We start from the raw sequence: 11842 nt of genomic DNA, 5'->3' as shown, positions 1-11842 counted from the left end.
TCCCCCCCCCCCCCCCCCCCAAACCCACCCCCCCCCCCCCCCCCCCCCCCCCTCCCCCCCCCTTCCCGGGCCGTCGTCCGAAGCGAGGGAGGTGAGGGCCTGTGCGACGGCTCCCGTCCGACAGGTCCTGGCGCGCGGCCGTCAGCGGACGGGGTGCCCGGCCTCCCGGAGGGTGTCCTTCACCTGCCCGATCCGCAGATCACCGAAGTGGAAGACGGACGCGGCGAGCACCGCGTCGGCCCCCGCGGCGACGGCGGGCGGGAAGTCCCCCAGCCGGCCCGCTCCCCCGCTGGCGATGAGCGGCACGGTGACGTGCTTGCGGACGGCCTCGATCATCTCGATGTCGTAGCCGTCCTTCGTGCCGTCCGCGTCCATCGAGTTGAGCAGGATCTCGCCCGCGCCCAGCTCCGCGGCCCGGTGCGCCCACTCGACGGCGTCGATGCCGGTGCCCTGACGGCCGCCGTGGGTGGTGACCTCGAAGGAGCCGGTCCCGGTGCGGCGCGCGTCCACCGACAGCACCAGCACCTGCCGGCCGAACCGCTCGGCGATCTCCCGGATGAGGTCGGGGCGGGCGATGGCGGCCGTGTTCACGCCCACCTTGTCCGCGCCCGCCCGCAGCAGCCTGTCCACGTCCTCGGCGGTGCGCACGCCGCCGCCCACCGTCAGCGGGATGAACACCTGCTCGGCGGTGCGGCGCACCACGTCGTACGTGGTCTCGCGGTTGCCGGAGGACGCGGTGATGTCGAGGAACGCCAGCTCGTCGGCGCCCTCGGCGTCGTACACCTTGGCCATCTCGACGGGGTCGCCCGCGTCGCGCAGGTTCTGGAAGTTGACGCCCTTCACGACCCGGCCGTTGTCGACGTCCAGGCAGGGAATGACTCGTACGGCGAGGGTCATGCTGCGGACACTCCTCGGTACGCCTCCACCTCGACCTCGACGACCAGACTGGGGTCCACGAAGCCGGAGACGATCAGCATGGTCGCGGCGGGCCGCACGGCGTCGAACAGCTCCTTGTGCGCGCGCCCGACGTCCTCCACGTCCCGGGCGTGCGTCAGGTACATCCGCGTACGGACGACGTCCTCGCACCCGAGACCGAGCTCCTTCAGGGCGGCGAACGCCACGTTGAAGGCGTTGACGGTCTGCTCGTACGGACCGCCTCCGGCGATCTCGCCGTCCACTATGGAGGTGCACCCGGAGACCAGCACCAGGCCGTTGGGCAGCTGCACCGCGCGGGAGTACCCGAAGGTCTCCTCCCAGGGCGCGCCCGTCCTCACACGTCGTACGTCGCTCACTTGGCAACCGCCTCCAGGGCCTCTTCCAGGGTGAACGCCTTCGCGTACAGCGCCTTCCCGACGATCGAGCCCTCGACACCGAGCGGCACGAGTTCGGCGATGGCCCGCAGGTCGTCCAGGGAGGACACGCCGCCGGAGGCCACCACGGGGCGGTCCGTCACGGCGCACACGTTCCGCAGCAGCTCCAGGTTCGGGCCCTGGAGCGTGCCGTCCTTGGCGATGTCGGTGACGACATAGCGCGCGCAGCCCTCGGAGTCGAGGCGCGCCAGCGTCTCGTAGAGGTCGCCGCCGTCGCGGGTCCAGCCGCGGCCGCGCAGCGTCGTGCCGCGTACGTCGAGACCGACCGCGATCTTGTCGCCGTGCTCGGCGATGACCTTGGCGACCCACTCGGGGGTCTCCAGGGCGGCCGTGCCGAGGTTCACCCGGGTGCAGCCGGTGGCCAGGGCGGCGGCGAGGGTGTCGTCGTCGCGGATGCCGCCGGACAGCTCCACCTTGATGTCCATCGCCTTCGCGACCTCGGCGATCAGCGTGCGGTTGTCGCCGGTGCCGAATGCGGCGTCCAGGTCGACCAGGTGCAGCCATTCCGCGCCCGAGCGCTGCCAGGCGAGGGCGGCCTCCAGCGGGGAGCCGTACGAGGTCTCCGTCCCGGACTCGCCGTGCACCAGGCGGACGGCCTGGCCGTCGCGGACGTCGACGGCGGGGAGGAGTTCGAGCTTCGAAGGCATCAGAGGGTTCCGATCCAGTTGTTCAGCAGCTGCGCTCCGGCGTCACCGGACTTCTCGGGGTGGAACTGCGTGGCCCACAGGGCGCCGTTCTCGACGGCCGCCACGAAGGGCTTGCCGTGGGTCGACCAGGTGACCAGCGGGGCCCGCAGCGCCGGGTTCGCGGTCTCCAGGGACCAGTCGTGGACGGCGTAGGAGTGGACGAAGTAGAAGCGCGCGTCGGTGTCGAGGCCCGCGAAGAGCTGCGTGCCGGCCGGGGCGTCGACGGTGTTCCAGCCCATGTGGGGCACGATGTCGGCCTGGAGCGGCTCGACCGCGCCCGGCCACTCGTCCAGGCCCTCGGTCTGCACGCCGTGCTCGATGCCGCGGGCGAAGAGGATCTGCATGCCGACGCAGATGCCCATGACCGGGCGGCCGCCGGCCAGCCGGCGGCCGACGATCCAGTCGCCGCGCGCCTCCTTCAGACCCTGCATGCAGGCGGCGAAGGCGCCGACGCCCGGTACCAGCAGCCCGTCGGCGTTCATGGCGGTGTCGAAGTCACGCGTGATCTCGACGTCGGCCCCGGTGCGGGCGAGGGCCCGCTCGGCGGACCGGACGTTGCCGAAGCCGTAGTCGAAGACGACGACCTTCCTGCGGGTGCTCAATTCCACACCTCCAGCCGCATGACGCCCGCGACGAGGCACATCGCCGCGCCGATGGAGAGCAGCACGATCAGGCCCTTGGGCATCTGCTGCTTGACGAAGGAGTAGATGCCGCCGAGCAGGAACAGCCCGACGACGATCAGGAGGGTCGACAGGCCGGTCACAGCGCGCCCTTCGTGGAGGGGAGGATGCCCGCGGCGCGCGGGTCGCGCTCGCTCGCGTACCGCAGGGCGCGGGCCAGAGCCTTGAACTGGCACTCCACGATGTGGTGCGCGTTGCGGCCGTAGGGCACGTGCACGTGCAGGGCGATCTGGGCCTGGGCGACGAAGGACTCCAGGATGTGCCGGGTCATCGTCGTGTCGTACTCGCCGATCATCGGCGCCATGTTCTCGGGCTCGGTGTGCACCAGGTAGGGGCGGCCGGAGAGGTCGACGGTGACCTGGGCGAGCGACTCGTCCAGGGGGACCGTGCAGTTGCCGAAGCGGTAGATGCCCACCTTGTCGCCGAGCGCCTGCCGGAAGGCGGCGCCGAGGGCGAGGGCGGTGTCCTCGATGGTGTGGTGCGAGTCGATGTGGAGGTCGCCCTCGGTCTTCACGGTCAGGTCGAACAGACCGTGGCGGCCGAGCTGGTCGAGCATGTGGTCGTAGAAACCGACGCCCGTCGCCACCTCGACCTTGCCGGTGCCGTCGAGATCGATCTCGACGAGGACCGACGTCTCCTTGGTCGTCCGTTCCACGCGGCCTACGCGGCTCATGCGCTCTGCTCCTTCGGGGGTGTGGGGGTGTCCCCCACAAGACTCTGTAGTTCACGGACCGCGTCCAGGAACGCGTCGTTCTCGGCCGGGGTGCCGGCGGAGACCCGCAGCCAGCCCGGCACGCCGTTGTCCCGGACCAGGACGCCCCGGTCGAGGATCCTCCGCCAGACGTCGTGCGCGTCCTCGAACCGCCCGAACTGGACGAAGTTCGCGTCGGACGCGGTGACCTCGTAGCCGCTCGCGCGCAGTTCGGCGACCAGCCGGTCCCGCTCGGTCTTCAGCTGCTCGACGTAACCGAGCAGCGTGTCGGTGTGCTCCAGGGCGGCCAGCGCGGTCGCCTGGGTGACGGCGGACAGGTGGTACGGCAGCCGTACGAGCTGGACGGCGTCCACGACCGCGGGGTGCGCGGCGAGGTAGCCGAGGCGCAGCCCGGCGGCGCCGAACGCCTTCGACATCGTGCGGGAGACGACGAGATTCGGCCGATCTTCGAGCAGCGGGAGCAGTGACGCCCCGTGGCTGAACTCGATGTACGCCTCGTCGACGACCACCATGGACGGCTTCGCCGCCTGCGCGGCCTGGTAGAGCGCGAGGACGGTCTCGGGCGGAACCGAGTTGCCGGTGGGATTGTTCGGGGTCGTGATGAAGACGACGTCCGGACGGTTCTCGGCGACGGCCTGTTCGGCGGCGGCCACGTCGATGGTGAAGTCCTCGTTGCGCGGGCCGGAGATCCAGCCCGTGCCCGTGCCGCGCGCGATGAGCGCGTGCATCGAGTACGAGGGCTCGAAGCCGATCGCGGTCCGGCCGGGGCCGCCGAAGGTCTGCAGCAGCTGCTGGATGACCTCGTTGGAGCCGTTGGCCGCCCACACGTTCTCCGGGCCTAGCGCGTACCCGCCGGTGTCCGTCAGGTACCGGGCCAGCTCGGTGCGCAGCTGGACCGCGTCCCGGTCGGGGTAGCGGTTGAGGCCGCGGGCGGCCTCGCGGACCCGCTCGGTGATCCGCTCGACGAGCGCCTCGGGCAGCGGGTACGGGTTCTCGTTCGTGTTCAGCCGCACGGGCACGTCGAGCTGGGGTGCGCCGTAGGGGGACTTGCCGCGCAGTTCGTCGCGGACGGGGAGGTCGTCGATGCCGGTCACTCGCTGGGCACCTTCCATCCGAACCGGGCCTTGATCGCGGCGCCGTGGGCGGGCAGGTCCTCGGCCTCGGCGAGCGTCACGACGTGGTGGGCGACCTCGGCGAGGGCGTCGCGTGTGTAGTCGACGATGTGGATCCCGCGCAGGAAGGACTGGACGCTCAGGCCCGAGGAGTGGCAGGCGCAGCCGCCGGTGGGCAGCACGTGGTTGGAGCCGGCGCAGTAGTCGCCGAGCGAGACGGGCGCCCAGGGGCCGACGAAGATCGCGCCCGCGTTGGTGACCCGGCCGGCCACGGCGGCGGCGTCGGCGGTCTGGATCTCCAGGTGCTCGGCGCCGTACGCGTCGACGACCCGCAGGCCCTCCTCGACGCCGTCGACCAGCACGATCGCGGACTGCCTGCCCGCCAGCGCGGGGGCGATCCGGTCCTCGACGTGCCGGGTGGCGGCGACCTGCGGGGCCAGCTCCTTCTCGACCGCGTCGGCCAGCGCCACCGAGTCGGTGACGAGGACGGCCGCGGCGAGCGGGTCGTGCTCGGCCTGGCTGATCAGGTCGGAGGCGACGTGCACCGGGTCGGCGCTGTCGTCGGCGAGGATCGCGATCTCGGTGGGACCGGCCTCGGTGTCGATGCCGATCTTTCCGGTGAAGTACCGCTTGGCGGCGGCGACCCAGATGTTGCCGGGCCCCGTGACCATGCGGGCGGGGGCGCAGGACTCGGTGCCGTGGGCGAACATCGCGACGGCCTGGGCGCCTCCCGCGGCGTACACCTCGTCGATGCCGAGCAGCGCGCAGGCGGCCAGGATCGTGGGGTGCGGCAGGCCGCCGAACTCCTTCTGCGGTGGCGAGGCGAGGGCCATGGACGGGACACCGGCCTCCTGCGCCGGGACCGCGTTCATGATCACGGAGGACGGGTAGACCGACCGGCCGCCGGGCGCGTACAGGCCGACGCGCTCGACCGGCACCCACTTCTCGGTGACCGAGCCACCGGGCACGACCTGGGTGGTGTGCGCGGTGCGGCGCTGGGCGCGGTGCACCAGCCGGGCACGGCGGACGGACTCCTCCAGGGCGGCGCGCACGGCCGGGTCGAGCTGTTCCAGGGCGTCGGCGAGCGCCCGGGCGGGGACCCGGACGGACTCGAGGCGGACACCGTCGAACTTCTCCGCGTAGTCGATCAGCGCCGCGTCGCCCCGATGGTGCACGGCCTCGCAGATCGGACGCACCTTCTCCAGGGCGGCCGCAACGTCGAAGTCGGCTCGGGGCAGCAGGTCGCGCAGGGCCGAGCCCTCGGGGAGGGCGTCGCCGCGCAGATCGATTCGGGAGATCACATGGCCAATTCTCTCAGACCGCCGCCGGGCGCCGGACGCCCGTATCAATGGCTGATACGAGCCCTGGACAACGGGCCGGACCGTGGCCGGAACCGGTGGCCGGTGCCCGCCCCGGGAGATCATCGTCACCGCCCGCGTTCCGCCCGTCACAGAACGGGCATTGAACGGTTGTACGAAACCGGCGGGTAGCCGGGAAGGAAGGGTGAGACGTGACCGAGGGTGCGGACGCGAGGAACGGGGACCTGCCGGACGAGCTGACCGCCGCCGAGGCCGGCATGTGGCAGGCCTTCCGCAACGGCAGCGTGTACGACCTGCGCAGCGGCGACACCGTCGTGGACGATCCGCACGGCGGCCACCCCTGGGGACCCGAGCGCAGCGTACGGGCGCGGATCGTGGCCTGGCTGCTGCTGGACGGGCCGCCCGCGCTGGACGGCCGCGTCTCCTCCCTGAAGCTGACCGGCGTCCAGATCATGGACACGCTCGATCTCGCGGGCGGCACGATCGAGCCGTACCTGGAGCTGAAGGGGTGCCGGTTCGAGAAGGAGATCCTGCTGCCGGAGGCCCGGTTCACGACCGTACGGCTGGTCGACTGCTCGGTGCCGCGTCTGGAGGCGGCCCGGGTGCACACCGAGGGCGACCTCCATCTGCCGCGCTGCCGCTTCCACAACGGCGTGCGGCTCACCGACGCGCGGATCGGCACCGACCTGCTGCTCAACCAGGCCGTGGTCTACCGGGACCGGCGCATGCGCTCGATCACCGGCGACGGCATGAGCGTCGGCCAGGACCTGCAGGCCGAGCTGCTGGAGTCGCACGGCGAGCTGAGCCTGCGCGGGGCCCAGGTCGGCGTCTCGCTCAGCCTGCGCGGCAGCCGGCTGACCAATCCCTACGGCCGTCTCGCGCTGAACGCACCCCAGCTGACGGTCGAGCGCACGCTGTACCTGACCCCGGCGGGCGTCGGGAATCCGCTGCTGACCGGCGGGGGCACCCCGGCGCGCGGCACCCGGCTCCAGCGGTTCGTGTGCCAGGGCGGCATCCGGCTCGACGACGGACGCTTCGGGGACGCCGTCGACTTCGACCAGGCCCGCTTCGTCCTGGAGGACGACCAGGAGATCTCCCTGCGCCGTGTGCAGACGCCCGAGCTGCGCTTCCTCGGGGAGCGGCCGGAGCGCGGCAAGGTCGTGCTGTCGGGCGCGCGGGTGGTGAACCTGGTCGACAGGGCGGCCAGCTGGCCCGGCCCCGGCAACGTCCACATGGGCGGCTTCGGCTACGAGAACCTGGTGCCGCAGGGCGCGTTCCCGCTGACCCGGCGCCTGGAATGGGTGGCCGCGGCGACCGCCGAGTACAACCCGGAACCGTACGAACGCCTGGCGGCCGTGCTGCGCGGTTCCGGCGAGGACGAGGACGCGCGGGAGGTGCTCCTGGAGAAGCAGCGCCGGCGCCGCGAGACGCTGCCGCTCGCGGGCAAGCTGTGGGGGTACGCCCAGGACTGGACGGTCGCCTACGGGTACCGGCCCGGCCGGGCCGCCGTGTGGATGGCGGTGCTCTGGGCGGCCGGCTCGTTCGCCTTCGCCCACGCGAGCCATCCGCCGATCACGGACGGCGGACATCCGCCGTGGAACCCCTCGCTGTTCGCCCTGGACCTGCTGCTGCCCGTCATCGACCTGGGCCAGGTGGGCTACTGGCAGCTGCGGGGCGGGTGGCAGTGGCTGGCCGCGGTCGTGATCCTGCTGGGCTGGGTCCTCGCCACGACGGTGGCGGCGGGAGCGACCCGCACCCTGCGCAGGAACTGAGCGCCCGCGGACGCCCGGGAGCGGCGCACCACCCATCCTTTACTCGTCCTTGACCGTCGGACGCGCAACCGGGACACGGTTACGAAAGCGTCACCGGATACCCCCTGGCCCTGTCCCCACCTGCGGTTTTCAATGGGTTCACGATGGCACTGCTGCGCGCTCTCCTCCGTACCGCCCGGATGGCGACGAACACGTCGCGCCTCGCGGCCGGACTCCCCACCGACGACGAGGTGCTCCTCGACGCGCCCGACGAGCGGCTCGGGCCGGCGCTCGTCGCCGCGGGCCACGGCGAGTACGGGCCCGCGGCCAAGCTCCTCGCCACCACCCGCGACGCCGCGGAGTGGGAGAACCGCGACCGCTACGCCGTCCGGCTGGCCGTCTTCGCCCGCTCCCGCGACACCTGGCTCCGCGCCTGGCGGGCCGCGGCACCCCACGACCCCGACGCCCTGCTCGTCAAGGCCGAACTCGCGGTCCGGCGGGGCTGGGAGTCGCCCGCCCGCGCCGAACTGCTGCGCCAGGCCGCCCCGCTGATCACCGCCGCCGCCGAGGGCGACCCGCGCGATCCGGTGCCCTGGCGCATCGCGCTCGACCACGCCCGCGGCACGAACACCGGGCACACCGAGTTCGAGAAGCTGTGGGGTGAGGCCGTACGCCGCTCCCCGCACCACTACGGCTGCCACGTGGCGGCGCTGCAGTACCTCTCGGCCGCCTGGTACGGCTCCCACCACGAGTGCTTCGACTTCGCCGAGCGGGCCGCGCAGGACGCGCTGCCCGGCTCCCTGGTGCGGGCGCTGCCGCTGCGGGCCGCCTTCGCCCACCTGACCGAGGGCGGCGGGCCCGCGGTACCGCGCCGCCGCCTCGACACGGCTGCCGACCTGGCGATCGGGGTGTCCGCGGCCCATCCGGCCGCCGACCCCTGGCCCGCGGAGGTCCGCAACCTCCTGACCTGCGTCCTGGTCACGCTCGGCCGCTGGGAGGACGCCCTGGAGCAGCTGCGGCGGATCGGCCCGTACGCCACGTCGTTCCCCTGGGACCGGGTCTCGGACGACCCGCTGGGCCAGTTCCTGGAGCTGCGGGACGGGATCCGGCTGGAGGTGGCCGCCGGGCTGCCGCTGGGCTCTTTGGGACGCTCCGGCCATCCACAGGGTGGGCGGCGCGGACGTGCCGCCTCCGGCGACCATTAGGCTTTGCCGTCGTGACCACCGTCCGGCTCCCGCTCTTCCCGCTGAACTCGGTTCTGTTCCCGGGGCTCGTGCTTCCCCTGAACATTTTCGAGGAGCGCTATCGCGCCATGATGCGCGATCTCCTGAAGACCCCCGAGGACGAACCGCGCAGGTTCGCCGTCGTCGCCATCCGCGACGGCCACGAGGTCGCCCCCACCGCACCCGGCATGCCGGATCCGACCGCCGTACTGGAGCGCGGACCCGCCGCCGGTTTCGGCGACGAGCCCGCCGCGGCCTTCCACGAGGTGGGCTGCGTCGCGGACGCGGCGACCATACGCGAGCGCGCCGACGGCAGCTTCGAGGTGCTGGCCACCGGGACCACCCGGGTGCGGCTGCTGTCCGTGGAGGCCTCGGGCCCGTATCTCACCGCCGAGCTCGAGGAGCTGGAGGAGGAGACCGGCGACGAGGCCGGCCCGCTCGCCGAGGGCGTGCTGCGGGCCTTCAGGCAGTACCAGAAGCGGCTGGCCGGGGCCCGGGAGCGCTCGCTCACGACCGGCGCGGATCTGCCGGACGAGCCGTCCGTCGTCTCGTATCTCGTCGCGGCCGCCATGATGCACGACATCCCGGTGAAGCAGCGGCTGCTCCAGGCGCCGGACACCGCCTCGCGCCTGCGCGACGAGCTGACCCTGCTGCGCGCCGAGACGGCGATCATCCGCAATCTGCCGTCGCTGCCGGCGTCGGAGCTGACGCGCGGCCCGACGAGTCTGAACTGACGTCCCTCCCGACGCGTCTCCCGGATCCGAGAAGGCGATGGCGAAGAAGCCGAAGAAGCAGCAGCCCGGCGGCACCCCGGCCACGGTGGCCCTGACGGCCGCGGGGGTCCCGTACACGGTCCACGCCTACGAGCACGACCCCGCGCACCCCTCGTACGGCGAGGAGGCCGCCGAGGCGATGGGCGTCTCCCCCGACCGGGTGTTCAAGACCCTCGTGGCGGACGTCGACGGCGCCCTCGTGGTCGCCGTCGTCCCCGTCGCCGGCTCCCTGGACCTGAAGGCCCTGGCCACGGCCGTCGGCGGCAAGCGCGCCGCGATGGCGGACCCCGCGGCGGCCGAGCGCACCACGGGATACGTCCGCGGCGGCATCTCCCCCCTCGGCCAGCGCAGGAAGCTCCGCACGGTCCTCGACGCCTCCGCCGCACACCACGCCACGATCTGCGTCTCGGCCGGCCGCCGAGGCCTGGAGGTGGAGCTGTCCCCGGACGCCCTGACCACCCTGACAGAAGCGGTGACGGCCCCCGTGTCCCGCACCTGACCACCGGCCGGTGAGATCCCACCGGCCGGTGAAATTCAGCCCGTCCGGCGCTTGAGGACGAGCGCGCAGCGCGAAAGGGGGGTCCGGGGGCGCAGCCCCCGGGAACGGGACGGGAAGGGGCGGAGGGGGCGAGACACCCCACGCCCGCCCCGGGCACCCCGGGGACCTACGCCCCCGCGGAAGGCACCGACGCGGCCCCGTGACCGCCGGGATACGGCTCGGGATCCCGGGGCCCGAACATCGCGGTCAGCCCGAGATGCACGGCCAGCCCGGCCAGCGACCACGCGAGCAACGCCCCCTTGGCGTTCAGCTTCAGCGGCGCCGAGAAGGTGACCCCCTTGCCGACGGCCCTGGCGTGGGCGATCACGTTGGACGTGGGCCCGAGCCACACGCCGATCCGCCAGGCGAGCAGCGACCCGAGCAGCCCTCCCACCGCGAGCCCGACCACGAGCGGCACACCCCCGCGCCGCCGCACCAGGAACACCCCGAGCGCACTGAGCGCCCCGAACGCGACCGCGAGGAGGGTAAACGTTCCGTCGACCCCGATGGCCTGCTCGCCCTCGGTGTCCTTGAAGTACACGACCCACTTCTTGTCGACGATGCCGCCGACGAGGGGCACGTGCGGAGCGAGCCACCACCACAGCAGACCGAGCAGCACCCCGCCGAGCGCCACCGCCACGGTGACGACGGCGGCCTCCCGCACTTCGGTCTTCATTCCGGGGCCGTCCTGTTCGTACAGGGAGCCCCCGGTGGCGCCGTCGGCGGGCGGTGCCTGCCAGTCGTGGTGCGGGGAACCCTGGTGCGGCGGCGGAGGCGGAGTCAGCGGTGCGGTCACCCTGACATCGTGCCAGGCCCGCCTGTGGGCCGCGTCACCGGACGGCCGCCCGGCGGTACGCCCAGGTCGCGAGCGCCAGCGAGGCGACGCCCACCCCGGCGCACACGGCGAGGTCACCGACGACGAAGGCCCAGTCGGGACGGGCGTCGAAGGCCCGCGCGAACGCCTCGACGCCGTACGTGGACGGCAGCAGGTCACGCGCGTACCGGACCACCGTCGGCAGCCGCTCCGGCGGGAGCACCCCGAGCAGCAGCGCCGCCGACATGCCCAGCTGACCGAGGAGCGTGGCGAGTTCGGGCCGCGGCGCGAGCAGCCCGAGCGCGGCCCCGAGCCCGGCGAGCGCGGCGCCCGCGAGCGGGATCACCGCGGCGAGCACCCACAGGTGCGTCATCGGCAGCCCGAAGAGCACGGAGCCGAAGACGGCGGTGGCGAAGGTCCCCGGCACGGTGAACGAGGCGTACGCGCCGGCGGCGCCGAGCACCACGGCGGCGGGCGGCACCGGCAGCGTCGCGTAGTGGTCGAGTCCGCCGCCGGCCCGCAGCTGCCCGAAGTACTGGGCGAGGAGGTTGAGGGCGACGAAGGCCACCACCAGGACCGACGCCCCGGCCACCACGGAACGCGCCTCGCCTCCGCCGTCCACCACACCGCGCATCAGGATCATGATCCCGACGGACTGGAAGGTGGCCACGAACAGCAGCGGGATCCGCGCGACCCGGGCGCGGGAGAGCTGCGCCCGGTACACGGCGGCCAGCGACGGCCACAGCCGTGCCCGCGGCCCCAGTTCCGCGGCGTCGCCGGCATCCTCGGCCACGGGCAGCGCGCCGCCCGGCAGAACCCCAGCGGGTACGACACTCACGTCGAGCTGCTCCTCTTCGCTCCGGC

14 protein-coding genes are annotated in these 11842 nt (G+C 73.1%); 4 read left to right on the top strand and 10 right to left on the bottom strand.

Going from position 1 to position 11842, the window contains the following annotated elements; genetic code table 11:
• Positions 1-141: 141 nt before the first annotated feature.
• Genes hisF through hisD form a run of 8 tightly spaced genes read right to left on the bottom strand, consistent with a single transcriptional unit; the run spans position 142 to position 5861 of the window.
• Positions 142-897: an imidazole glycerol phosphate synthase subunit HisF gene (gene hisF / locus AC069T_RS07015; protein WP_478781745.1), complete on the bottom strand. Its 756-nt coding sequence runs from the start codon at positions 895-897 to the stop codon at positions 142-144.
• Entirely contained in the window at positions 894-1292 is a 399-nt protein-coding gene (locus AC069T_RS07010; protein ID WP_478781744.1) for a RidA family protein, read from the bottom strand. The genes hisF and AC069T_RS07010 overlap by 4 nt, the downstream gene beginning before the upstream one ends.
• A complete protein-coding gene (gene priA, locus AC069T_RS07005; protein WP_478781743.1) occupies positions 1289-2017 on the bottom strand; it encodes a bifunctional 1-(5-phosphoribosyl)-5-((5-phosphoribosylamino)methylideneamino)imidazole-4-carboxamide isomerase/phosphoribosylanthranilate isomerase PriA in 729 nt (242 codons plus the stop codon). The genes AC069T_RS07010 and priA overlap by 4 nt, the downstream gene beginning before the upstream one ends.
• Positions 2017-2664 carry an imidazole glycerol phosphate synthase subunit HisH gene (gene hisH, locus AC069T_RS07000; RefSeq protein ID WP_478781742.1) on the bottom strand — a complete coding sequence of 216 codons (648 nt, stop codon included), beginning with the start codon at positions 2662-2664 and terminating at the stop codon, positions 2017-2019. The genes priA and hisH overlap by 1 nt, the downstream gene beginning before the upstream one ends.
• Entirely contained in the window at positions 2655-2819 is a 165-nt protein-coding gene (locus AC069T_RS06995) for a hypothetical protein (protein ID WP_358852224.1), read from the bottom strand. Before AC069T_RS06995 ends, hisH begins: the two co-directional genes overlap by 10 nt.
• Entirely contained in the window at positions 2816-3409 is a 594-nt protein-coding gene (hisB, locus tag AC069T_RS06990; protein ID WP_478781741.1) for an imidazoleglycerol-phosphate dehydratase HisB, read from the bottom strand. Before hisB ends, AC069T_RS06995 begins: the two co-directional genes overlap by 4 nt.
• Complete coding sequence (locus AC069T_RS06985) at positions 3406-4560, bottom strand: histidinol-phosphate transaminase (RefSeq protein ID WP_478781740.1); 1155 nt, start codon at positions 4558-4560, stop codon at positions 3406-3408. Before AC069T_RS06985 ends, hisB begins: the two co-directional genes overlap by 4 nt.
• The gene (gene hisD / locus AC069T_RS06980) at positions 4539-5861 is read right to left on the bottom strand and encodes a histidinol dehydrogenase (RefSeq protein ID WP_478781739.1); all 1323 of its coding nucleotides are present in this window, start codon (positions 5859-5861) and stop codon (positions 4539-4541) included. Before hisD ends, AC069T_RS06985 begins: the two co-directional genes overlap by 22 nt.
• Positions 5862-6070: 209 nt before the next feature.
• Between hisD and AC069T_RS06975 the strand changes: the two genes are divergently transcribed.
• The 4 genes from AC069T_RS06975 to ybaK all read left to right on the top strand — a co-directional run bounded on the left by AC069T_RS06975 (position 6071) and on the right by ybaK (position 10125).
• Positions 6071-7651: an oxidoreductase gene (locus AC069T_RS06975; protein WP_478781738.1), complete on the top strand. Its 1581-nt coding sequence runs from the start codon at positions 6071-6073 to the stop codon at positions 7649-7651.
• A gap of 143 nt (positions 7652-7794) precedes the next feature.
• Entirely contained in the window at positions 7795-8835 is a 1041-nt protein-coding gene (locus AC069T_RS06970; protein WP_478781737.1) for a hypothetical protein, read from the top strand.
• An 11-nt stretch (positions 8836-8846) separates the two neighbouring features.
• Complete coding sequence (locus AC069T_RS06965) at positions 8847-9587, top strand: LON peptidase substrate-binding domain-containing protein (RefSeq protein WP_476754033.1); 741 nt, start codon at positions 8847-8849, stop codon at positions 9585-9587.
• A gap of 37 nt (positions 9588-9624) precedes the next feature.
• Positions 9625-10125 (top strand): Cys-tRNA(Pro) deacylase, encoded by a 501-nt coding sequence (gene ybaK / locus AC069T_RS06960; RefSeq protein ID WP_478781736.1) that lies wholly within the window; start codon positions 9625-9627, stop codon positions 10123-10125.
• 166 nt (positions 10126-10291) lie between these two features.
• Here ybaK and AC069T_RS06955 read toward each other — a convergent pair whose 3' ends face one another.
• Together AC069T_RS06955 and AC069T_RS06950 are read right to left on the bottom strand one after the other, a co-directional pair.
• Complete coding sequence (locus AC069T_RS06955) at positions 10292-10960, bottom strand: AAA family ATPase (RefSeq protein ID WP_478781735.1); 669 nt, start codon at positions 10958-10960, stop codon at positions 10292-10294.
• Between the two features lie 34 nt (positions 10961-10994).
• Complete coding sequence (locus AC069T_RS06950) at positions 10995-11816, bottom strand: ABC transporter permease (protein ID WP_478781734.1); 822 nt, start codon at positions 11814-11816, stop codon at positions 10995-10997.
• Positions 11817-11842 lie beyond the last annotated feature (26 nt).

It is taken from the genome of Streptomyces sp. NPDC043867, assembly GCF_056435845.1.
This window is presented reverse-complemented; position numbering and strand designations above follow the sequence as displayed.

Bases quoted from the DNA above. Each gene is read 5' to 3' on its own strand.
- priA (WP_478781743.1), bottom strand. From the start codon at position 2,017: ATGCCTTCGAAGCTCGAACTCCTCCCCGCCGTCGACGTCCGCGACGGC.
- AC069T_RS06985 (WP_478781740.1), bottom strand. From the start codon at position 4,560: ATGGAAGGTGCCCAGCGAGTGACCGGCATCGACGACCTCCCCGTCCGC.
- hisB (WP_478781741.1), bottom strand. From the start codon at position 3,409: ATGAGCCGCGTAGGCCGCGTGGAACGGACGACCAAGGAGACGTCGGTC.
- ybaK (WP_478781736.1), top strand. From the start codon at position 9,625: ATGGCGAAGAAGCCGAAGAAGCAGCAGCCCGGCGGCACCCCGGCCACG.
- AC069T_RS06970 (WP_478781737.1), top strand. From the start codon at position 7,795: ATGGCACTGCTGCGCGCTCTCCTCCGTACCGCCCGGATGGCGACGAAC.
- hisF (WP_478781745.1), bottom strand. From the start codon at position 897: ATGACCCTCGCCGTACGAGTCATTCCCTGCCTGGACGTCGACAACGGC.